The following is a 20,026-nucleotide window of genomic DNA, read 5'->3' on the forward strand; positions in this document are numbered from 1 at the left end:
GCCGCGCCGGGCGGTTTCCCTGCCGGGCACGGCCCACTCGTACGGGGAGCTCCGCCTACCGGTTGACGCCGCGGCCGGGGCGGAAGGCCTCGGCGGCGAGCAGCCCGGTGTCGGCCTGGTCGGTGAAGATGCCGTCGATGCCCTGTTCGAAGTACGCCTTGAAGACGCCGAACGCGTCGCCGTACGCCGTCGGGTCGGTGCCCCTGCGGTACTCGGCCGGCAGGAAGCTGTTCTCGTTGCGTGCGGTGTAGGGGTGCAGGATCAGCCCCCGGGCGTGGGCGTCCGCGACCAGGGTCGTCGGGGCGCCGAGCCCGCCCGCGGCATCGCGCGGCAGGATCAGGTCCATGGTCGGCCCGATGCCCTGGGCGAAGCCGGCGATCCACTTCAGCCCCTCGGGCCTGACGAGGTCGGCGACCGTACGGGGGTCCTTGGCGAGCTCGAAGTCCCACGGGCGGCTGCCCGCGGCGGACAGGAGCACCACGCGCGGGGCGGAGACCAGCCGGGACAGCCGCTGGATGCTGGAGGGCTCGAAGGACTGCAGGAAGAGCGGGGCGCCGCGGCCGTCGCGCCCGTACCGGCGCAGCAGCTTCGCGAGGGGTTCCTCCAGGCCGAGGCCCAGGGCCCGGAAGTAGCTGGGGTGCTTGGTCTCCACGTGCAGCCACACGCGCTTCCCGCGCCGGTGGCCCTCCCGGTCGGCCCAGCGGAGCACCTCCTCGAAGGTGGGGACGTCCCAGCGGCCGTCGTAGAGGGTGTTGCGCTGACGAATGGCGGGAATGCGTTCCTTCGCGCGCAGGGTCTTCAGTTCGGCGAGGGTGAAGTCCTCGGTGAACCAGCCGGTGACCGCGATCCCGTCGACCGTCTTGGTGGTCCTGCGGGACGCGAAGCCGGGGTGGTCCGCGACGTCGGTCGTACCGCCGATCTCGTTCTCGTGGCGGCACACCAGGTGGCCGTCCCTGGTCGGGACGAGGTCCTGTTCGATGACGTCGGCGCCGAGGTCCAGCGCGAGTTGGTAGGACCCGAGAGTGTGCTCGGGCCGGTAGCCGCTGGCGCCCCGGTGCCCGATGACCGTCGGCACGGGCAGCTCCCGGTACCCGCCGCCGGACCCACCGGACCCACCGGACCCGCCGCCCTGGACTCCCCCGTGGCCGCTCTCCGCCGCCGAGGCGGATCCGGCTCCCGCCGCGAGCCCGCCGAAGGCGCCGCCCGCCGCCGCCACCGCCGCGCCCAGTACCGTGCGCCGTGCTGCCCCACCCTGCGTCATGAGTGCCACTCCCCATCGCCGAAAGGGCCGGGCGTCCCGGGATCTCCGGGTCCAACGGCCCGATTTCGCCTGCCGATGGTAGGCAAGCGGGGGTGGCGGGCGGGGGTGCGCGGGCGGAACACGGCGGAAACGTGCGTCAACACTGCGTATCCACCTCGTGAACCCGATGTGCGATCAGAGCGGACCCACGAGTATCGTCCTCACCTGCACTACCGCCGTGTGGTGGGTGCGAGAACCGCTTTTCGATGCCGGAGGGCCCACGTTGTTCCGTACGCGCCTCATCAAAGCCACCGTCGGACCCGTCATGCGCCTGATGTTCCGCACCCGGGTGGAGGGCATCGAGAACATTCCGGGCACCGGGCCGGTGATCCTCGCGGGCAACCACCTCACCTTCATCGACTCGATGATCCTGCCGCTGGTGTGCGACCGCACGGTCCACTTCATCGGCAAGGACGAGTACGTCACCGGCAAGGGGATCAAGGGCCGGGCCATGGCCTGGTTCTTCACCGGCGCCGGCATGATCCCCGTCGACCGTGACGGGGCCAACGGCGGCGTCGCCGCACTGATGACCGGCCGCCGGATCCTCGAAGAGGGCAAGATCTTCGGAATCTACCCCGAGGGCACCCGCTCCCCCGACGGCCGCCTCTACCGCGGCCGCACCGGCATCGCCCGGCTGACCCTGATGACCGGCGCGCCCGTCGTCCCCTTCGCGATGATCGGTACGGACAAGCTCCAGCCCGGCGGCACCGGCATGCCGCGCCCGGGCCGGGTCACCGTCCGCTTCGGCGAGCCGATGGAGTTCTCCCGCTACGAGGGCATGGACCGCGACCGCTACGTGCTGCGCGCCGTCACCGACTCGGTGATGGCCGAGGTCATGCGGCTCTCGGGGCAGGAGTACGTGGACATGTACGCGACCAAGGCCAAGGAAGCCGCGTAGTCCCCCACCGCCGCCTACTGCCGTTGCAGTGACCGGCTGACGCCCGCCGCGGTCGTCGTGGCGAGGACCCAGCCGGTCACGATCAGCAGGTACGACAGCCACTGGTACCAGCCGTCCGGCGCGAAGGCCGCCTCCTGGCCGAAGCCGATGATCGGCACCATCAGGTCGATCGTGTAGAAGACCGGATTGAATTCCGGCGACTCCCCCACCTTGAGCTGCCGGGGGTGGTGGAACCAGTACGTCACCGTCCCCGTGAGGAGCAGCGCCAGCAGCCAGCCCGCAGCGCGCAGCGGCCGGAAGCCGTACCCCACCGTGACGTCCTGGAGCAGCCCCCAGGCCCTGGCGTGCCGGGGCCGGGTCCGGCGGTGTCGGCGGAGCTTGGCGAGCTGCACGGTCCGGGCGGCCGCCTCGTCGCCCGTCGTACGGTAGGCCGCGGCGAGCTGTTCGTAGGCGTACGGGAGGTAGCCCGACTCCTCGCGCTCCAGGGCGGGCAGCCGCTGTTCGGCGGACAGGTGCGGGCTGAGGGTCCGGTAGGTGAGCCCCTCGATGCGGATCCGCCGCGGCCACGTCTCCGGCGCCATGTGGAGCAGGTCGAACTGGGAGCGCCTCAGGTTCATCGTTCCCTGGACGCACTCGCGTCCGCTGAGCCACACCTCGCCGATCGAGCAGCTGGAGGCGCGCAGGGCGACGCCACCGGGGTTGATGAGCCGGGCGTCGCCGAGGTAGAGCTGGCCGGGTATCCGGGATCCCGTGAGGTTGAACATTCCCCGGGCTTCCAGCCCCTTGGCCCGCACGTCGGTACCGACGGTCAGGGTTTCGGCGTGCAGGGCTATCGCACCGGGGGCCAGGAGCCGGGCGTTGTTCAGGTTGATCTGACCACCGACGGTGGCGCCGTTGACGCGTGTCTGACCGTGGACGGTGAGGTCCATGGCGATGACGTCGGTTCCGATGTCGGCGTGATTGAACTGCAGGGCGGCCTCCTGGCCCTCCGCGGCCGGACCGGCGGTGCCGATGACTGCCTTCTGGAGGAAGAGACCACCGGCTATCCGGGCGCCCGCGAGACGCACCGGCCCGGAGATGCGGCAGCAGGACAGCCTGAGCGCGACGTCGACGCTGACGGTGGACGCGGTCAGGCCGGGGAGGGCGGAGTCGCTCAGCGACACGGCCCGCAACCGGGCCCCGTAGAGGACGGGTTTGCGCTCGAACCAGCAGGCCCGCAGTCGGATCGCGTGCTCGATGTCGGCGTACTTGAGGTTGAGCTTGCCGGTGATCCGGGCGCCCCGGACGTTCATCCCGGGGACCTGCCCGGCGGCCGAAGACTCGCGCAGCAGCAGGAAGGCGAGCATCTCGGCCCGTACGGTCCGCTCGGATCCCCACGAGGCGCCGTCGGTGGCCTCCTCGTCGGCGCCTTCCCGGAAGTCGATGCCCTCACCGCGCGGGAAGGCGTCCCATACGCGGCGTTCGGCCGGGGTCAGATCGGTGATCTCCATCGCCGGGATGGTGTCCCGCGGTTCCACGGACTGTCAACTCCGTGCGGGACACCACCCGCTGGCGTGGCGTCAGTGCTCGATGCCGTCCTGGAGCTCCTGCCCCTTGAGCAGGAACCAGGCGACCACCGCGGTGGCCAGCAGGACTGCGGCGCCGACGCCGGAGGCGAGCCGCAGGCCGTCCACGAAGGCCTCCTGGGCGGAGTCCAGCATCTGCTGCGCGGTCTGCGGGTCCAGCGATTTGGCCGCTTCGACGGCGCCGACGAGGGATTCGTGGGCCGCGTCGGCCACGGGGCCGGTGACGGAGGCCGGGGCGGTGAAGCCCTGGTAGACGCCGGTGACGACCGAGCCGAGCAGGGCGATGCCGAGGGCGGCACCCAGTTCGTACGCGGTCTCGGAGACGGCCGAGGCCGAACCGGCCTGTTCCTTGGGCACGCTGGAGAGGATCACGTCGGCGGTGACGGTGAAGGAGAAGCCGGCGCCGAGGCCGACGACGAGCAGGGCCGCGCCGAGCAGCGGGTAGCCGGTCTCCTTGTGGATCACGGTCAGCGCGGCCAGCGCGATGCCGATGGCGGCGAGGCCGCCGGTCACGATGACCCGGACGCCGTACTTGCGGGCGTACCTGCCCGCGACCAGGCCGGTGACCACCGCGCCGACCGCGGCGGGCAGTTCCGCCAGGCCGGCTTCGAGCGGCTCACGGCCCTGGACGAGCTGGAGGAACTGGGAGAGGAAGAAGACCAGCCCGGAGAGGCCGAAGACGGTGAGCAGGTCGGCGAGGACGGCGCCGGAGAAGCCCCGGTGCTTGAAGAGCCGCATGTCCAGGAGGGGGGCGCTCAGGGTGAACTGGCGGCGCACGAAGGTGTAGAGCGCGCCCGCTCCGATGACGGCGGCGGCCCACACCTCCCAGCCCATGCCGTGCGTGGCGACCTGCTTGACGGCGTATACGACGCCGATGATGCCGACGAGGGAGAGTCCGACGCTGAGCAGGTCCCAGGGTCCCGCGACCGGGTTCTTGGACTCGGGCAGCAGCTTGATGCCGACGATGACCAGGACGATCATCACGGGGAGGTTGATGAGGAAGACCGATCCCCACCAGAAGTGCTGGAGCAGGGCTCCGCCGACCACCGGGCCGACGGCCGCGCCGGCCGAGGCGGTGGCGCCCCAGATGCCGATGGCGAGGCTGCGCTCCTTGGGGTCGTGGAAGATGTTGCGGATCAGCGCGAGGGTGGACGGCATCAGGGTCGCGCCGGCCACGCCGAGCAGGGCCCGGGCGAGGATCATCATCTCGGGGCTGGTGGCGTAGGCGTTGAGGACCGAGACGGCGCCGAAGGCCGCCGCGCCGACGAGGAGGAGCTTCTTGCGGCCGATCCGGTCGCCGAGGGAGCCCATGGAGACGAGCAGGCCGGCGATGACGAAGGAGTAGATGTCGCCGATCCACAGCAGTTGGGTGCCGGACGGCTTCAGGTCCTCGCTGAGCGAGGGCGTGGCGAGACCGAGTACGGTGGCGTCGACCGCGACCAGCAGGACGGCCAGGACGAGCACGGAGAGCGCGATCCAGCGCCCGGGGCTGCGTCCCTCCGCCCCCTTCACCTTGGTCAGCTGTTCGGTACGGCTCATTTCTCCACACTCCGTCTTGCGCCACCGAGCAGCAACTCGGTGATCATGTACGAGAAGTCCTTGGCCGCGACCCGGCCGTCCATGACGGCCCAGGCGCAGGCGCCGATGAGGCCGTAGAGGGCCTCGGTGAGCCAGGCGGGGCTCAGGTCGATCCGGATGTCGCCCTCCTGCTGGCCGCGCCGGAAGAGGTCGCCGACGCGGGCGTCGAGGCGGGCCCACCCTTCGTTGACCTGGTCGCCCTCGAAGAGCTGGTTCTCGGTGACGAGGAAGGCCAGCAGCTCCGCATTGGGCTCCGCCTCCGCGATGAGCCTGCGCAGCGCGTCGATCGCCGTGCCCTCGGCGAGGCGGGCGTTGTCGAAGGCCACCTCGAACTCCCTGATGCCGAGCTCTTCGAGCGCCCGTACGAGGGCGTCACGCCCGGCGAAGTGCCGGTGGAGGGTCGCGCGGCCGATGCCGGCGGCCCTGGCGACCTCGTCCATCGTGGCGGTCGATTTACGGGAGAGCAGCGCGGCGGCGGCGCGGAGCACCTGATCACGATCCATGGCCATGAGACAAGCATAACCCGAATGAGACGTTGTCGTCTCATCGAATAAATGGGCTGCCCCTCGGGGCGACGAAAGGAATCCTTCCGCAATGAAGCCACTGCTGCTGATCGACGTGGACGGCCCACTGAACCCCTACGCGGCCAAGCCCCAGCGCCGCCCCGAGGGCTACTCCACCCACCGGATGCGCCCGACGGGCTGGACGGGGCCCGAGAGCGCGAAGCCACTGCGGGTCTGGCTGAATCCGGACCACGGGGCGGAGCTGCGCGCGCTCGCGGTGGCGTACGACCTGGTCTGGGCGACCACCTGGAAGGGCGAGGCGAACGAATGGATAGGCCCGCACCTGGGCCTGCCGGAACTCCCCTGGATCGACTGGCCGCGGATGCACGGGCGGGCGCCGCGCGGGACGTTCTGGAAGACCCAGTACATCCTCGAGTACGCGGGAGAGCGGCCCTTCGCCTGGATCGACGACGACATCACGGACATGGACCGCACGTACGTGGACCAGCTCCATCCCGCACACACGCTCCTGCTGCGCATCGACGAGCGGATCGGCCTGACCCGGCCGGACTTCGACACGCTGGCGGACTGGGCGGCGGGGGTGGCCTGAATACAGCCACGCGTCACCGACGGTGCTTCGGCCAGGCCTTCCGCGACCGAACGTTCTCGGTCACCACGTCTGCGCCTGACATCCGCACACGCCGGAGGGGCGGCCGGGGCGCGAAAGGCCCCGGCCGCCCCTCCGGGCACGACGGTCAGTTCTTGTGGGCCGCCCAGGCGTGCTGGATGACCAGGTCGGCCTTCAGCTCCGTGAGCTGGATCGCGACCGCCGAGGGGGCGGTGCCGCCGCGGCCGTTGCGGGAGGCCAGCGCGCCCTTGACGTTGAGGACCGTGCGGACCTCCGGCGTCAGGTGCACCGAGATCTTCGCGAACTGCTCGTCCGTCAGCTCGTCGAGCTCGATGCCGAGCCCCTCGCACTCCTTGACGCACCCGCCGGCCACCTCGTGCGCCACCCGGAACGGCACGCCCTGCTTGACCAGCCACTCCGCGATGTCGGTGGCGAGCGAGAAGCCGGCCGGGGCCAGCTCCTCCATCCGCTCCCGGTTGACCGTGAGGGTCGCCATCATCCCGGTGAAGGCGGGGAGCAGGACTTCCAGGGTGTCGCAGGAGTCGAAGACCGGCTCCTTGTCCTCCTGGAGGTCGCGGTTGTAGGCCAGGGGAAGGGCCTTCAGCGTGGCCAGCAGGCCGGTCAGGTTGCCGATGAGGCGGCCCGACTTGCCGCGCGCCAGCTCCGCGATGTCCGGGTTCTTCTTCTGCGGCATGATCGACGACCCGGTGGAGAAGGCGTCGTGCAGGGTCACGAAGGAGAACTCCTTCGTGTTCCAGATGATGATCTCCTCCGCGATCCGGGAGAGGTTGATCCCGATCATCGCGGTGATGAAGGCGAACTCGGCGACGAAGTCCCGCGAGGCCGTGCCGTCGATCGAGTTGCCGACCGACCCTCGCTCGAAGCCCAGGTCGGCGGCGACCGCCTCCGGGTCCAGACCCAGCGAGGAACCCGCCAGGGCGCCCGAGCCGTACGGGGAGACCGCGGTCCGGGTGTCCCACTGCCGCAGCCGCTCCGCGTCCCGGGAGAGGGACTGCACGTGGGCCAGTACGTGGTGGGCGAAGAGAACGGGCTGCGCGTGCTGCAGGTGGGTCCGGCCGGGCATGGCCACGTCCGCGTGCGCCTCGGCGAGCCCGACCAGTGCGTCCTGGAGGTCGGCGATCAGGCCGCCGACGATCCGGGCGTGGTCGCGCAGGTACATCCGGAAGAGGGTGGCGATCTGGTCGTTGCGCGACCGGCCGGCGCGCAGCTTGCCGCCGAGCTCGGCGCCGAGCCGCTCCAGCAGGCCCCGCTCCAGGGCGGTGTGGCAGTCCTCGTCGGCGATGGTTCCGACGAAGGAGCCGTCCGCCACGTCGGCCTGCAGCTGGTCCAGGCCCGCCGTCATGCGGCCGAGCTCGTCGGCCGTGAGCAGGCCGGCCTTGGCGAGGGCACGGGCGTGGGCGCGGGAGCCCGCGATGTCGTACGGCGCGAGGCGCCAGTCGAAGTGGACCGACGCGGACAGCTTCGCGAGGGCCTCGGCGGGACCGTCGGCGAACCGGGCGCCCCAGAGCCGGACGTCACCACCGTTGTTGCTGCTCACAGCTACTGCTCCTCAAATAAGGCTTTGGATGTGCAACCGTCTCCCCGTCGCGGAGGTAACGGGGAGACGGTGGGTACCGCGGGTCCCGGATCACACCGGGTCGGGGCAGCCCGGTCAGGCGAGGTCGCGGCGCGCCGCGATCTTCGAGGACAGGCCGAAGATCTCGATGAAGCCCTGGGCCTTCGACTGGTCGAAGGTGTCGCCCGAGTCGTAGGTCGCGAGGTTGAAGTCGTACAGCGACTCCTCGGACTTGCGGCCGGTGACGACGGCGCGGCCGCCGTGCAGGGTCATCCGGATGTCACCGGTGACGTGCTGGTTGGCCTCGTTGATGAAGCCGTCCAGCGCCCGCTTCAGCGGGGAGAACCACAGGCCGTCGTAGACCAGCTCGCCCCAGCGCTGCTCGACCTGGCGCTTGTAGCGGGCCAGTTCGCGTTCGACGGTGACGTTCTCCAGCTCCTGGTGGGCGGTGATCAGCGCGATCGCGCCCGGAGCCTCGTACACCTCGCGCGACTTGATGCCGACGAGACGGTCCTCGACGATGTCGATCCGGCCGATGCCCTGGGCTCCGGCGCGCTCGTTGAGCTGCTGGATGGCCTGCAGCACGGTGACGGGCTTGCCGTCGACGGCGACCGGGACGCCCTCCCTGAAGGAGATGACGACCTCGTCGGCCTCGCGCGGGAGGGCCGGGTTCGAGGTGTACTCGTAGATGTCCTCGATCGGCGCGTTCCAGATGTCCTCCAGGAAGCCCGTCTCGACGGCGCGTCCGAAGACGTTCTGGTCGATGGAGTACGGGGACTTCTTGGTGGTCGCGATCGGCAGGTCCGCCTTCTCGGCGAAGGCGATGGCCTTGTCGCGGGTCATCGCGTAGTCGCGGACCGGGGCGATGCAGGTGAGGTCGGGGCCGAGGGCGGCGATGCCGGCCTCGAAGCGGACCTGGTCGTTGCCCTTGCCGGTGCAGCCGTGGGCGACGGTCGTCGCGCCGTGCTTGCGGGCCGCGGCGACGAGGTGCTTGACGATGGCCGGCCGCGAGAGTGCGGAGACCAGCGGGTAGCGGTCCATGTAGAGGGCGTTGGCCTTGATCGCCGGGAGGCAGTACTCCTCGGCGAACTCGTCCCGGGCGTCCGCGACCTCGGCCTCGACCGCGCCGCAGGCGAGCGCCCGCTTGCGGATGACGTCCAGGTCCTCGCCGCCCTGACCGACGTCCACGGCCACGGCGATGACTTCGGCTCCCGTTTCCTCGGCTATCCAGCCGATGGCGACGGAGGTGTCCAGGCCGCCCGAATAGGCGAGTACGACGCGCTCGGTCACGGGGTTCTCCTTACATGGCGCATCCAGCGATAGGCATAACTATGCAGCACTCCGTATGTTTCGTCAATCGAGCCCGGGCGCGAGGCCCTGACCAGCCTGGATATTCCAAGGCGCGATCTCCAGGACCTGCATAGGCTCAGCCTCCGACACACCACCAGGGGGAAACATGAGTGCCGGACCGCGACAGGACGCGGCGACGGGCCGGGCGGCGGCCGCGGCGCTCCTGGAGGGCAGGACCGTCCGGCGGCCGCTGCTGCTCGGGGCCGGACCCGAGGCGTGGCTCGCCTTCGAGCAGCACGCCCGCCTCCTGGTCCGGTACCACGATCTCCCCGTCGGCTCCGCCCTCGAGGTGCGGCTGTGCCACGCCTCCGGCTACGTCCGCGCGGCGGCCCTCGGCGAGGAACGGGCACCGCTGGAGCTGATCGCGATCCGCACCACCGACTGGGTGGGGCCCGTTCGCGAACGCGCCCGGCAGCTGCTGGGTCAGGCCCTGGCCGCCGACCCGGCGGGGACGCTGCACACGCTGACCCCGCTCGCGCTGCGGCTGGAACGGCGCGACCAGGGTGCCTGGCTGCTGGAGCGGCTCACCGGCCTGACGGCCGACGACGACACCGCTGTCGCCGCCCTGCTCGACAGCGCCGACCTGCCCACCCGGCGGTTCGCCGCCCGGCTGACCCTCGACGCCGGGCTGTTCGGGGTGCGGGAGCTCGCCCGACGGGCCGCCGCCGAGACGGATCCGGTGGCCAGCCGGCTGTGGACCGACGCGGCCCTGACCGCGATGGCCGCCGGCGACGCCGACGACGAGGCCGTCGACACCCTGCTCGCTGGACACCAACCCATGGTGCGCGCCGCCGGTGTCACCGCGCTGCGCCGGGCCGGCCGGTCCGACGAGGCCGCGCGACACCTCCCCGACCGCTCGAGCCTCGTGCGGGCCTGCGCGCGCTGGCTCGTCTCGCAGGCCGGCGCGGACCCGTACGCGCACTGCCTCGCGCTGGTCACGGACCGCGAGCGGCTCTCCCCGTACGCGGTGACCGGCTTCGCCGAATGCGCGAAGCGCGCGGACGCCCCGCTGCTGCGCACCCTGCTGGACCACCCGGTCGGCTCGGTACGGGCCGCCGCCGTCGCCGGGCTGCGCCGGCTGGACGACGCCACCGACGACGCGCTCCTGCTCCCCCTGCTGGACGACCCGTCGGCTTCGGTGACGCGCGAGGCCTCGCTGAGCCTGCTCCAGGTGGCCGGCCGGCTGGACCTCGGCCACCTCACCGATCGACTCGCGCCCGAACGGCCCCCGCACGTCCGTCGGGCCGCCTTCCGGCTCCTGCGAGGACGGGGTGGGATCCACGAACTACGGGCCTCGGTGGACCTGCTGGAGGACCCCGGCCCGGGATTGCGCACGGCGGCACGGGCGACCGTACGCGGCTGGAACTGGCAGGTCACCCTGAGGACCGGAGGGGCGGACCTGAGCGAGCTGTCCGCGCTGCTCACACGGTCGGCGCGGCTGTTCGACGACTACGAGCTGGGAATACGCCGCACCCGCCTCGGTCTCACTGGCTGATACCTCCCCACCGGACCGTGGACCCGGGAAGCGATAATCAGGTCATGGGAAAGCTATACGATCGCATTGACGGCAGGCTCCGCGCGTTCATCGAGGAACAGCCGATCTTCTTCACCGCCACCGCCCCCCTGGCGGGCGACGGGCACATCAACCTCTCCCCCAAGGGCCGTGCCGGCACCCTCGTCGTCATCGACGAGCAGACCCTCGCCTACCTGGACTTCGGCGGCAGCGGCGCCGAGACCATCGCGCACGTCCGCGAGAACGGCCGCATCACGCTGATGTGGTGCGCCTTCAGCGGGCCGCCGAACATCGTGCGCATCCACGGCGACGGCGAGGCCGTCTTCCGTGACGACCCGCGCTGGGACGGGCTCGTCGAACTGTTCGGGGAGGCCGACGGGCCCGCGGCGCGCGCGGTCATCGTCGTCAAGGCCCGCCGGATCGCGGACGTGTGCGGGTACGCCATCCCCTTCATGGAGTACCAGGGCGAACGCACCCTCCACGCGGAGTACTTCGGCCGCAAGACGGACGAGGAGTTCAACGCGTACTGCGAGAAGAAGGAGTTCATCGGGGTGAGTGTCGACGGCCTGCCTGCGCTGCCGCTGCCCCTTCCGCCCCGTACGGTCTGACATGTGCTGCGTACCGCGCTTCTCGCCGCCTCACTGATCGTCACCAGCCTGCTCCCCCAAGGCCCCCGCGGGGATCCGCCGCTGCCCGACCGGCTCGCCGACACCGGCGGCGGCAGCCAGCTGATCACCGCCGTGGCCCCGGCCCCCGGCTCCACGACCGGACGCCTGACCTGGTGGGACCGGCGGGCGGGGCACTGGTACGCGGCAGGCAGCGCGCCGGCCCGCTTCGGCGCGAACGGCCTGACCGAGGGCGCGACGCGGACGCAGGGCACGAACACCACGCCGGCCGGGCTGTACGCGCTCCCGTACGCCTTCGGCATCGCGCGCGCCCCCGCCGGGACCGAGTACCGCTACCGGCGCGTGACTCCCGCCAGCTGGTGGTGCCAGGACAACGCCTCGGGCAGTTACAACCGCTGGGTGGAGCCGCTGCCGGCGGACTGCGCGCCGGACGAGGCGGAGCATCTGACCTCGTACGCGAAGCAGTACGCGCACGCCCTGGTCATCGACTTCAACTACGAGCGGCCGGTACGCGGCCGGGGCGCGGGCATCTTCCTGCACGTGAACGGCAAGGGCGCGACGGCCGGCTGCGTCTCGGTCCCCGAGGGCGCCATGCGCGCGGTCCTGCGCTGGGCGAACCCGCGCCGGAACCCGCACATCGCGATCGGCACGGAATCGGGCCGGCTCGCGGCGACCCGGTACTGACCCCGCGGGCGGACCCCGACGGGCGGGCCTCCCGGGGCCGGGCCTCCCGCGGTCAGCCCTCTTTCTGGGCCAGCCTCAGCAGGTGGTCGGCCAGGGCCTGGCCGCCCGCCGGATCTCGGCTGATCAGCATCAGGGTGTCGTCGCCCGCGATGGTGCCGAGGATGGCCTGGAGTTCGGCCTGGTCGATCGCCGAGGCGAGGAACTGGGCCGCACCCGGAGGGGTGCGCAGGACCACGAGGTTCGCGGAGGCCTCCGCCGAGATCAGCAGTTCGCCGGAGAGGCGCCGCATGCGCTCCTCCTTCGCCGACTCGCCGAGCGGCGCCTGCGGGGTGCGGAAGCCGCCCTCGCTGGGGACCGCGTAGATCAGCTCGCCGCCGGTGTTGCGGATCTTGACCGCGCCGAGTTCGTCGAGGTCGCGGCTGAGCGTCGCCTGGGTGACGCTCAGGCCGTCGTCGGCGAGCAGCTTGGCCAGCTGGCTCTGGGAGCGGACCGGCTGCCGGTTGAGGATGTCCACGATCCGGCGGTGGCGGGCGGTGCGGGTCTGCGGAACGGACTGGCCACCCCCAGACTCCGTCTGGGGGGACCCCCATGGCTCGTGTTCCTGCGCCTGACTCATCGTCGTCCCATTCCCCGTTTGATCATCCGTTCACGTCCGCGGCGGACTTCGCCGCGTCGAGCACACCGGGCAGTGCCTGGAGGAACGCGTCCACCTCGGCCTCGGTGAGTACGTACGGAGGCATGAGCCGTACGACGTCGGGGGCGGGCGCGTTGACCAGGAAGCCGGCGTCCTGAGCCGTCTGCTGCACCTGCGGTGCGAGCGGCTCGGTCAGCACGATACCCAGCAGAAGACCAGCACCGCGGACGTGGGAGACGAGCGGGTGTGCGGATCCTTCGATTCCGGAACGCAGTCGCTCACCCCGCTCCTTGACCCGGCCGAGGAGCCCCTCGGCGGCGATGGTGTCGATGACCGCGAGGCCGGCGGCGCACGCGACGGGGTTGCCCCCGAAGGTGGTGCCGTGCTGGCCCGGCTGGAGCAGGTCGGCCGCGGGGCCGAAGGCGACGACGGCGCCGATCGGCAGGCCGCCGCCGAGACCCTTCGCGAGTGTGACGAGGTCGGGCTCGACACCCTCGTGGGCCTGGTGCTCGAACCACTGGCCGCAGCGTCCGACGCCGGTCTGCACCTCGTCGAGGACGAGCAGGGTGCCGGTGGCCCGGGTGATCTCACGGGCGGCCGTCAGGTATCCGGCGGGGGGAACGACGACGCCGTTCTCGCCCTGGATCGGCTCGATGATCACGAGCGCGGTCTCTTCGGTGACGGCGGCCCGCAGGGCCTCCACATCGCCGTACGGGACGTGCGTGACGTCGCCGGGCAGGGGCCGGAAGGGGTCCTGCTTCTTGGGCTGGCCGGTGAGCGCGAGGGCTCCCATGGTGCGGCCGTGGAAGCCGCCGTCGGTGGCGACCATGTGGGTCCGCCCGGTCAGCCGGCCGATCTTGAAGGCGGCCTCCACGGCCTCGGCGCCGGAGTTGCAGAAGAAAACCTTGCCCGAGCGGCCGAAGAGCTGCAGCAGCCGCTCGCCGAGCGCGAGGACCGGCTCGGAGGCGTAGAGGTTGGAGACGTGGCCGAGGGTGGAGACCTGCGCGGTCACCGCCTCGACGATCGCCGGGTGGGCGTGGCCGAGGGCGTTGACCGCGATACCGCCGACGAAGTCGGTGTACTGCTTGCCGTCGGCGTCCCAGACCTGCGCGCCCGCGCCGCGTACGAGGGCCAGCGCGGGGGTGCCGTAGTTGTTGGTCAGCGCACCCTGCCAGCGGGCGGCGAACTCCTGGTTGCCGGTCATGCGGGTTCCCCTCCCTGTGCGTCGGGCACGACCATCGTGCCGATTCCCTCGTCCGTGAAGATCTCCAGCAGGATCGAGTGCTGGACCCGCCCGTCGATCACCCTGGCGGTGGTCACCCCGTTGCGGACGGCGTGCAGGCAGCCCTCCATCTTCGGGACCATGCCGCTGGACAGCTCGGGCAGCAGCTTCTCCAGCTCGCTGACGGTGAGCCGGCTGATGACCTCGTCGCTGCTCGGCCAGTCCGCGTAGAGCCCCTCCACGTCGGTCAGGACCATCAGCGTCTCGGCGCCGAGCGCGGCGGCGAGCGCCGCCGCGGCCGTGTCCGCGTTCACGTTGTACACGTGGTGGTCGTCGGCGCTGCGCGCGATGGAGGAGATGACCGGGATCCGGCCGTCCGCCAGCAGCGCCTCGATCGCGCCGGTGTCGATGGCGGTGATCTCACCGACCCGCCCGATGTCGACGCTCTCGCCGTCGATCTCGGGTGTGTGCTTGGTGGCGGTGATCGTGTGGGCGTCCTCGCCGGTCATGCCGACGGCGAGCGGCCCGTGCTGGTTGAGCAGCCCGACCAGCTCGCGCTGGACCTGCCCGGCCAGGACCATCCGTACGACGTCCATCGCCTCCGGGGTCGTGACGCGCAGGCCCGCCTTGAACTCGCTGACCAGCCCCTGCTTGTCCAGCTGGGCGTTGATCTGCGGACCGCCGCCGTGCACGACGACCGGCTTCAGGCCCGCCTGGCGCAGGAAGACCACGTCCTGGGCGAAGGCGGCCTTGAGGTCTTCGTCGATCATGGCGTTTCCGCCGAACTTGATGACGACGACCTTGCCGTTGTGGCGGGTCAGCCAGGGCAGGGCCTCGATGAGGATCTGGGCCTTGGGCAGCGCGGTGTGCTTGCGTGCGGTGCTCACGAGGAGTACGCGCTGTTCTCGTGGACGTACTCGGCGGTCAGGTCGTTGGCCCAGATGACTGCGGACTCGGAGCCGGTGGACAGGTCGGCGGTGATGCGTACGTCCCGGCCCTTCATGCTCACCAGGTCGCGGTTCTCACCGACGGATCCGTTCTTGCAGACCCAGACGTCGTTGATGGCGACGTTCAGCCGGTCCGGGTCGAAGGCGGCCTTCGTGGTGCCGATCGCGGACAGGACGCGGCCCCAGTTGGGGTCCTCGCCGTGGATGGCGCACTTGAGCAGGTTGTTGCGGGCGATGGACCGGCCGACCTCGACCGCGTCCTCCTCGCTGGCCGCGCCGATGACCTCGATGCGGATGTCCTTGCTGGCGCCCTCGGCGTCGCCGATCAGCTGGCGGGCCAGGTCGTCGCAGACCGTGCGCACGGCCTCGGCGAACGCCTCGTACACCGGCACCTCGCCGGTCGCACCCGAGGCGAGCAGCAGCACCGTGTCGTTGGTGGACATGCAGCCGTCGGAGTCGACCCGGTCGAAGGTGGTGCGGGTCGCGGAGCGCAGCGCCTTGTCGAGCGTGGCGCTGTCCAGGTCCGCGTCGGTGGTCAGCACGACGAGCATGGTGGCCAGGCCCGGGGCGAGCATGCCCGCGCCCTTGGCCATGCCGCCGACGGTCCAGCCGTCCTGGGTGACCGCGGCCGTCTTGTGCACGGTGTCGGTGGTCTTGATGGCGATGGCGGCGGCCTCGCCACCGTCGGCGGACAGCGCGGCGGCCGCGGCGTCGATGCCGGGCAGCAGCTTGTCCATGGGCAGCAGGACGCCGATCAGACCGGTGGACGCGACGGCGACCTCACCGGCGTTGACCTCGCCGCCGAGGGCCTGCGCGACCTTCTCGGCGGTGGCGTGGGTGTCCTGGAACCCCCTGGGGCCGGTGCACGCGTTGGCGCCGCCGGAGTTGAGGACGACCGCGCTGACGGTGGCGCCCCGCATGACCTGCTCGGACCAGTGGACCGGCGCGGCCTTGACGCGGTTGGAGGTGAAGACGCCCGCGGCGGCCAGACGCGGCCCGTTGTTGACCACGAGGGCCAGGTCCGGGTTGCCGTTTGCCTTGATCCCGGCGGCGATGCCGGCCGCCGTGAACCCCTGTGCTGCCGTGACACTCACGGTGCGACTCCGATCGTGGAAAGACCCAGCGCCTCGGGGAGGCCGAGGGCGATGTTCATGCTCTGGACCGCGCCGCCGGCGGTCCCCTTGGTGAGGTTGTCGATGGCGCTGATGGCGATGATCCGCTGTGCGGCCTCGTCGTACGCGACCTGGATCTGAACGGCGTTGGAACCGTGGACGGACGCCGTCGCCGGCCACTGGCCCTCGGGCAGCAGGTGGACGAAGGGTTCGTCGGCGTACGCCTTCTCGTACGCGGCACGGACCGCGTCGGCCGTGGTGCCCGGCAGCGCCTTGGCGGTGCAGGTGGCGAGGATGCCGCGGGACATCGGGGCCAGGGTCGGGGTGAACGACACGGAGACCCGCTGCCCGGCGACGGGGCTGAGGTTCTGCACCATCTCGGGCGTGTGGCGGTGGCCGCCGCCGACCCCGTACGGGCTCATCGAGCCCATGACCTCGGAGCCGAGCAGGTGCGGCTTGAGCGCCTTGCCCGCGCCGGAGGTGCCGGTGGCGGCGACGATCACGGCCTCGGGCTCGGCGAGCTGCGCGGCGTAGGCCGGGAAGAGCGCGAGCGAGACGGCGGTCGGGTAGCAGCCGGGGACGGCGATCCGCTTGGATCCCTCCAGCGCGGCGCGGGCCCCGGGCAGCTCGGGAAGACCGTAGGGCCAGGTGCCGGCGTGCGGGGCACCGTAGAACTTGTCCCAGTCGGCCGAGTCCTGGAGCCGGTGGTCGGCGCCCATGTCGACGACGAGTACCTCTTCGCCGAGCTGGGCGGCGACGGCGGCGGACTGCCCGTGCGGCAGGGCCAGGAAGACGACATCATGTCCGGAGAGCACGTCGGGCGTGGTCGCCTGCAGGGTGCGCCCGGCCAGTGGCACCAGGTGCGGCTGGAGGGAGCCGAGCAGCTGCCCGGCGTTGGAGTTCGCGGTCAGCGCGCCGATCTCGACCTCGGGGTGGGCCAGCAGCAGGCGCAGCACCTCCCCGCCCGCGTATCCGCTCGCACCGGCCACCGCTACACGTACCACCATCGGACCCTCCTCCTCGATGGCATGACTATACGTACGACCGCACGTTTATGCAAAGCCGCGCGGCGGGCCCCCCACCACCAGTGTGACGGGGCGCGGTGTCCATTGAACGCCGCGGGACGGGCGGTCGGTCCGGGTGCGGGTGCGGGTGGCTGGGGGCTGCTCTAGCGTCGGAGGAGGGGGATGCCCTGCCGAGCCGGTCCGGTGCGGGGGCCGGGCCCCGTGGCCGCAGGTCGGTCGTGTGCGCTCGGCGCCGTTCCACGCGGTCCCGTCACACCCAGGGCTCCGGGCCGCGCGGCGATCCCGGAGAGCAGGTACGTCCCATGCGCACGTCGACCCGTATCGCAAGTGTCCTCACCGGTTTGACCCTCGCCCTCGGAGGCGCGGCCCTCACGGCCCCCGCCGCCCACGCCGACACCTCCGCCTGCATCAACCAGGTCGAGCGGGAGCTGAAGGGCGGCGAGGCCCCGGTAGCTGTCCGGGCCGCCTGTTCTCTCGCCCTGACCGGCGCCCACGAAGCGTGCGTGACCGGTCTGACCGAGACCAGCGGCGTCACCAACGGGACCGCCGTGACCGCCTGTCGCCTGGCCGTCAAGTAGGCCCCGCCCGGTGGAGGCGTGCGCCGCTCGTGGCCGGCCGGCCGGGTGCGGCGCCGCTGCCCCCCTCCGGCGCCCGTTCACACTTGTCCGGCCGGTGATCACGGGTTAGGGTCCCGGGGCACGTATCGGGGGATCACCGCAGGTGGGGGACATGGCAGACGGTATCGGCACGCCCTCCGGGGGCACGGGCGCATGGGGGCAGGCCCTTACGGCCGTGGTACTGGTCGGGTCGCTCGGCGTAGTCCTGTGGGCCGTCGGGCAGGCCGAGTCCGCCCAGCGGGCCCGGACACCCGCCGCGTGCTCGGGTGAACAACCGCAGGAGTCGGCGGGGGGGCGCCGGGACGCCCCGGCACCTCTCCGGGGCCCAGCTGTGCGCGGCACTGAACCGTCCCGACCTCGGGGAACTGCTCGGCACTCCGGGGGAGCTCGCGAAGGTCGCCTACGGCAGTGACGGCTCGCGCGAGAACGCCGACGGCGAGCAGATCGCCAGCCCCACGGCCAGGGTCGAGATCGGGGCCTGCACCGTGACGGTGTCGGCCACCTCCGGCCACCTCTCGGTGTCCGCGTACGCCACTCTGCTCACGGACGGCACGGGACCGCGGACGGTACTGGGCCGCCCCGCCTACTTCTCCTCGGACCGGACGCTCAGCGTCAGCCTCCGCGTCGAGGGGGCCACCGTCGGGACCCGTCCCGGCGTGCCGGTCCGGACCCTCATCCTGGCCCGGGACGCGCAGGACAGCGGAGGCTCCTTCGAGGTGAGCCTGTGGCGCAAGGACGGAGCCGTGCCCGACGACGCGACGCTGCTCCGCGTCGCCGAGCAGGTGCTGCCGACGATTCCGGGGTGGACCGCCGCCGGTTGACGGGTCAGCGGTTGCGGGGCTGGTTGAAGCGGAGCATGTTGCCGGCCGGGTCGCGGAAGGCACAGTCGCGCACCCCGTACGGCTGGTCGACCGGCCCCTGCAGCACCTCGGCGCCGGCGGCCCGGACGCGCTCGAAGGTGGCGTCGACGTCGTCCGTCGCGAAGATGACACCACGGAGCACGCCCTTGGCCAGCAGTTCCGCCATGGTCCGCCGGTCGGCCGGCGAGGCGCCCGGGTCGGCGAGCGGCGGTTCGAGGACGATCTCCACGTCGGGCTGCTCGGGCGAGCCGACGGTCACCCAGCGCATCCCCTCGAAGGCGACGTCGTTGCGGACCTCCATACCGAGGGCGTCACGGTAGAAGGCGAGCGCCTTGTCGTGGTCGTCGACGGCGATGAAGCACTGCGCAATCTTGATGGTCATGCCCCGACGCTACGACGCCGCCGCGGATCCCGCTTCCCCATTGCCGACCGTCCGTCCGGCGGCGGCCGGACGGGCACCGCGGACCGGGCGGGTGAGCATCTTGGCGACGCACGCCGGGATGGCCGCGCCCGCCTCGTGGGGGCGGGCCCGGTAGGCGCTGGGACTCTCACCGACGAGCTCGGTGAAGCGCGAGCTGAAGGACCCCAGCGAGGTGCATCCGACCGCGAAGCAGACCTCGGTCACGCTCAGGTCGCCCCGACGCAGCAGCGCCTTGGCCCGCTCGACACGGCGGGTCATCAGGTAGCTGTACGGAGTCTCCCCGAAGGCCGCGCGGAAACTGCGGGAGAAGTGCCCGGGCGACATGAGGGCGACGCCCGCCAGTGCCGGGACGTCCAGCGGCTGCGCGTAGTCGCGGTCCATCACGTCCCGGGCACGCCGCAGCCGCACCAGGTCCTCGATCGTCACGCGCACCAGCATCTCACGGCGGGACGGAGCGGGCGGGGGCCACAGAGGCCCCGGAGGCCGATCGGGGGGTGGCGGCGCCAGGTCAGGAGCGGGCCGGCTTCTCGGCCTTCCCGGCCTGCTCGGACTTGTCCGACTTCTCGGCCTGCATCTGCTTGATGCGGACGGTCTCCTTGCGGACATCGGCCTGGGTGGCGCGCTCCTTGGCGAGCCACTCCGGCAGCTCCTGCTTCAGGGCCTCGATCTGCTCGGTGGTGAGCGCCTCGGTGACACCGCCGCGGGCCAGGCCGGAGATGGAGATGCCCAGCTTCGCCGCCACCACCGGACGGGGGTGCGGGCCGTTGTTCCGGAGGTCCTGCAGCCACTGGGGCGGCTCGGCCTGGAGAGCGGCCAGCTCGGTGCGCGAAACGACACCCTCCTGGAACTCTGCGGGGGTGGCTTCGAGGTACACACCCAGCTTCTTCGCCGCGGTCGCGGGCTTCATGGTCTGGGCGGTCTGGTGCGACGTCATGGGGTCAAGGGTATCGAGCATGTGCGCTACCTC

At 71.7% G+C, this 20,026-nt stretch carries 21 protein-coding genes and 1 pseudogene; 8 read left to right on the top strand and 14 right to left on the bottom strand.

Annotated elements, in window-relative coordinates:
- Positions 1 to 55 precede the first annotated feature (55 nt).
- Positions 56 to 1,261: a glycerophosphodiester phosphodiesterase gene (locus tag OG389_RS07665; protein WP_328297705.1), complete on the bottom strand. Its 1,206-nt coding sequence runs from the start codon at positions 1,259 to 1,261 to the stop codon at positions 56 to 58.
- 166 nt (positions 1,262 to 1,427) lie between these two features.
- On the opposite strand from OG389_RS07665, the gene OG389_RS07670 reads away from it, so the two are divergent.
- Complete coding sequence (locus OG389_RS07670) at positions 1,428 to 2,198, top strand: lysophospholipid acyltransferase family protein (protein WP_328297706.1); 771 nt, start codon at positions 1,428 to 1,430, stop codon at positions 2,196 to 2,198.
- A 14-nt stretch (positions 2,199 to 2,212) separates the two neighbouring features.
- Here OG389_RS07670 and OG389_RS07675 read toward each other — a convergent pair whose 3' ends face one another.
- The 3 genes from OG389_RS07675 to OG389_RS07685 all read right to left on the bottom strand — a co-directional run bounded on the left by OG389_RS07675 (position 2,213) and on the right by OG389_RS07685 (position 5,850).
- Positions 2,213 to 3,688, bottom strand: coding sequence for a membrane-associated oxidoreductase (locus OG389_RS07675; RefSeq protein ID WP_328297707.1), 1,476 nt, complete (start codon positions 3,686 to 3,688; stop codon positions 2,213 to 2,215).
- Positions 3,689 to 3,757: 69 nt separating this feature from the next.
- Positions 3,758 to 5,302 (bottom strand): MFS transporter, encoded by a 1,545-nt coding sequence (locus tag OG389_RS07680; protein ID WP_328297708.1) that lies wholly within the window; start codon positions 5,300 to 5,302, stop codon positions 3,758 to 3,760.
- The gene (locus OG389_RS07685; RefSeq protein WP_328297709.1) at positions 5,299 to 5,850 is read right to left on the bottom strand and encodes a TetR/AcrR family transcriptional regulator; all 552 of its coding nucleotides are present in this window, start codon (positions 5,848 to 5,850) and stop codon (positions 5,299 to 5,301) included. Before OG389_RS07685 ends, OG389_RS07680 begins: the two co-directional genes overlap by 4 nt.
- A gap of 85 nt (positions 5,851 to 5,935) precedes the next feature.
- Between OG389_RS07685 and OG389_RS07690 the strand changes: the two genes are divergently transcribed.
- Positions 5,936 to 6,454 (top strand): HAD domain-containing protein, encoded by a 519-nt coding sequence (locus tag OG389_RS07690; protein WP_328297710.1) that lies wholly within the window; start codon positions 5,936 to 5,938, stop codon positions 6,452 to 6,454.
- 145 nt (positions 6,455 to 6,599) lie between these two features.
- Here the strand turns inward: OG389_RS07690 and argH are convergent, their stop codons facing one another.
- Positions 6,600 to 8,030: an argininosuccinate lyase gene (gene argH, locus OG389_RS07695; protein ID WP_328297711.1), complete on the bottom strand. Its 1,431-nt coding sequence runs from the start codon at positions 8,028 to 8,030 to the stop codon at positions 6,600 to 6,602.
- Between the two features lie 114 nt (positions 8,031 to 8,144).
- A complete protein-coding gene (locus OG389_RS07700) occupies positions 8,145 to 9,338 on the bottom strand; it encodes an argininosuccinate synthase (RefSeq protein WP_328297712.1) in 1,194 nt (397 codons plus the stop codon).
- Between the two features lie 166 nt (positions 9,339 to 9,504).
- Here OG389_RS07700 and OG389_RS07705 point away from each other — a divergent pair, with 166 nt between their 5' ends.
- The 3 genes from OG389_RS07705 to OG389_RS07715 are packed head-to-tail and all read left to right on the top strand — an operon-like array spanning position 9,505 to position 12,221.
- The gene (locus OG389_RS07705; protein WP_328297713.1) at positions 9,505 to 10,893 is read left to right on the top strand and encodes a hypothetical protein; all 1,389 of its coding nucleotides are present in this window, start codon (positions 9,505 to 9,507) and stop codon (positions 10,891 to 10,893) included.
- A gap of 44 nt (positions 10,894 to 10,937) precedes the next feature.
- Complete coding sequence (locus tag OG389_RS07710; protein ID WP_328297714.1) at positions 10,938 to 11,519, top strand: pyridoxamine 5'-phosphate oxidase family protein; 582 nt, start codon at positions 10,938 to 10,940, stop codon at positions 11,517 to 11,519.
- A 3-nt stretch (positions 11,520 to 11,522) separates the two neighbouring features.
- The gene (locus OG389_RS07715; RefSeq protein ID WP_443059222.1) at positions 11,523 to 12,221 is read left to right on the top strand and encodes a L,D-transpeptidase family protein; all 699 of its coding nucleotides are present in this window, start codon (positions 11,523 to 11,525) and stop codon (positions 12,219 to 12,221) included.
- A 52-nt stretch (positions 12,222 to 12,273) separates the two neighbouring features.
- On the opposite strand, the gene OG389_RS07720 is transcribed toward OG389_RS07715, so the two are convergent.
- From OG389_RS07720 to argC, 5 genes are read right to left on the bottom strand one after another with little or no spacing between them, the layout of a single operon-like run.
- Positions 12,274 to 12,837, bottom strand: a complete 564-nt coding sequence (locus tag OG389_RS07720; RefSeq protein ID WP_243334131.1) for an arginine repressor — start codon at positions 12,835 to 12,837, stop codon at positions 12,274 to 12,276.
- A 22-nt stretch (positions 12,838 to 12,859) separates the two neighbouring features.
- Positions 12,860 to 14,059, bottom strand: coding sequence for an acetylornithine transaminase (locus OG389_RS07725; RefSeq protein WP_328297715.1), 1,200 nt, complete (start codon positions 14,057 to 14,059; stop codon positions 12,860 to 12,862).
- Complete coding sequence (gene argB / locus OG389_RS07730; RefSeq protein WP_328297716.1) at positions 14,056 to 14,964, bottom strand: acetylglutamate kinase; 909 nt, start codon at positions 14,962 to 14,964, stop codon at positions 14,056 to 14,058. The genes OG389_RS07725 and argB overlap by 4 nt, the downstream gene beginning before the upstream one ends.
- Positions 14,961 to 16,118 carry a bifunctional glutamate N-acetyltransferase/amino-acid acetyltransferase ArgJ gene (argJ, locus tag OG389_RS07735; RefSeq protein ID WP_328297717.1) on the bottom strand — a complete coding sequence of 386 codons (1,158 nt, stop codon included), beginning with the start codon at positions 16,116 to 16,118 and terminating at the stop codon, positions 14,961 to 14,963. The genes argB and argJ overlap by 4 nt, the downstream gene beginning before the upstream one ends.
- The gene (gene argC, locus OG389_RS07740; RefSeq protein WP_328297718.1) at positions 16,115 to 17,143 is read right to left on the bottom strand and encodes an N-acetyl-gamma-glutamyl-phosphate reductase; all 1,029 of its coding nucleotides are present in this window, start codon (positions 17,141 to 17,143) and stop codon (positions 16,115 to 16,117) included. Before argC ends, argJ begins: the two co-directional genes overlap by 4 nt.
- A 320-nt stretch (positions 17,144 to 17,463) precedes the next feature.
- Here argC and OG389_RS07745 point away from each other — a divergent pair, with 320 nt between their 5' ends.
- The 3 genes and pseudogenes from OG389_RS07745 (at position 17,464) to OG389_RS07755 (ending at position 18,599) form a co-directional block, all read left to right on the top strand.
- Positions 17,464 to 17,739, top strand: coding sequence for a hypothetical protein (locus tag OG389_RS07745; protein WP_328297719.1), 276 nt, complete (start codon positions 17,464 to 17,466; stop codon positions 17,737 to 17,739).
- Positions 17,740 to 17,890: 151 nt separating this feature from the next.
- Positions 17,891 to 18,007 (top strand): annotated as a pseudogene (locus tag OG389_RS07750) (hypothetical protein); the annotation flags it as partial.
- Between the two features lie 37 nt (positions 18,008 to 18,044).
- Positions 18,045 to 18,599, top strand: coding sequence for a DUF6215 domain-containing protein (locus OG389_RS07755; RefSeq protein ID WP_328297720.1), 555 nt, complete (start codon positions 18,045 to 18,047; stop codon positions 18,597 to 18,599).
- Positions 18,600 to 18,603: 4 nt separating this feature from the next.
- Here OG389_RS07755 and OG389_RS07760 read toward each other — a convergent pair whose 3' ends face one another.
- The 3 genes from OG389_RS07760 to OG389_RS07770 all read right to left on the bottom strand — a co-directional run bounded on the left by OG389_RS07760 (position 18,604) and on the right by OG389_RS07770 (position 19,993).
- Complete coding sequence (locus OG389_RS07760) at positions 18,604 to 19,020, bottom strand: VOC family protein (RefSeq protein ID WP_328297721.1); 417 nt, start codon at positions 19,018 to 19,020, stop codon at positions 18,604 to 18,606.
- A 9-nt stretch (positions 19,021 to 19,029) separates the two neighbouring features.
- Positions 19,030 to 19,485 (bottom strand): helix-turn-helix transcriptional regulator, encoded by a 456-nt coding sequence (locus OG389_RS07765; RefSeq protein WP_443059223.1) that lies wholly within the window; start codon positions 19,483 to 19,485, stop codon positions 19,030 to 19,032.
- A gap of 82 nt (positions 19,486 to 19,567) precedes the next feature.
- Positions 19,568 to 19,993 (bottom strand): DUF5997 family protein, encoded by a 426-nt coding sequence (locus OG389_RS07770; protein ID WP_328297723.1) that lies wholly within the window; start codon positions 19,991 to 19,993, stop codon positions 19,568 to 19,570.
- Between the last annotated feature and the right edge of the window lie 33 nt (positions 19,994 to 20,026).

It is taken from the genome of Streptomyces sp. NBC_00435 (assembly GCF_036014235.1).
GTDB lineage: Bacteria > Actinomycetota > Actinomycetes > Streptomycetales > Streptomycetaceae > Streptomyces.

What these genes read in the sequence shown, in the direction of transcription:
- OG389_RS07745 (WP_328297719.1), top strand. Translation starts at nt 17,464, where the DNA reads ATGCGCACGTCGACCCGTATCGCAAGTGTCCTCACCGGTTTGACCCTC.
- OG389_RS07710 (WP_328297714.1), top strand. Translation starts at nt 10,938, where the DNA reads ATGGGAAAGCTATACGATCGCATTGACGGCAGGCTCCGCGCGTTCATC.
- argC (WP_328297718.1), bottom strand. Translation starts at nt 17,143, where the DNA reads ATGGTGGTACGTGTAGCGGTGGCCGGTGCGAGCGGATACGCGGGCGGG.
- OG389_RS07670 (WP_328297706.1), top strand. Translation starts at nt 1,428, where the DNA reads ATGTGCGATCAGAGCGGACCCACGAGTATCGTCCTCACCTGCACTACC.
- OG389_RS07705 (WP_328297713.1), top strand. Translation starts at nt 9,505, where the DNA reads ATGAGTGCCGGACCGCGACAGGACGCGGCGACGGGCCGGGCGGCGGCC.
- OG389_RS07685 (WP_328297709.1), bottom strand. Translation starts at nt 5,850, where the DNA reads ATGGCCATGGATCGTGATCAGGTGCTCCGCGCCGCCGCCGCGCTGCTC.
- OG389_RS07690 (WP_328297710.1), top strand. Translation starts at nt 5,936, where the DNA reads ATGAAGCCACTGCTGCTGATCGACGTGGACGGCCCACTGAACCCCTAC.
- OG389_RS07760 (WP_328297721.1), bottom strand. Translation starts at nt 19,020, where the DNA reads ATGACCATCAAGATTGCGCAGTGCTTCATCGCCGTCGACGACCACGAC.
- OG389_RS07675 (WP_328297707.1), bottom strand. Translation starts at nt 3,688, where the DNA reads ATGGAGATCACCGATCTGACCCCGGCCGAACGCCGCGTATGGGACGCC.
- OG389_RS07680 (WP_328297708.1), bottom strand. Translation starts at nt 5,302, where the DNA reads ATGAGCCGTACCGAACAGCTGACCAAGGTGAAGGGGGCGGAGGGACGC.
- OG389_RS07665 (WP_328297705.1), bottom strand. Translation starts at nt 1,261, where the DNA reads ATGACGCAGGGTGGGGCAGCACGGCGCACGGTACTGGGCGCGGCGGTG.
- OG389_RS07720 (WP_243334131.1), bottom strand. Translation starts at nt 12,837, where the DNA reads ATGAGTCAGGCGCAGGAACACGAGCCATGGGGGTCCCCCCAGACGGAG.
- OG389_RS07725 (WP_328297715.1), bottom strand. Translation starts at nt 14,059, where the DNA reads ATGACCGGCAACCAGGAGTTCGCCGCCCGCTGGCAGGGTGCGCTGACC.
- OG389_RS07770 (WP_328297723.1), bottom strand. Translation starts at nt 19,993, where the DNA reads ATGACGTCGCACCAGACCGCCCAGACCATGAAGCCCGCGACCGCGGCG.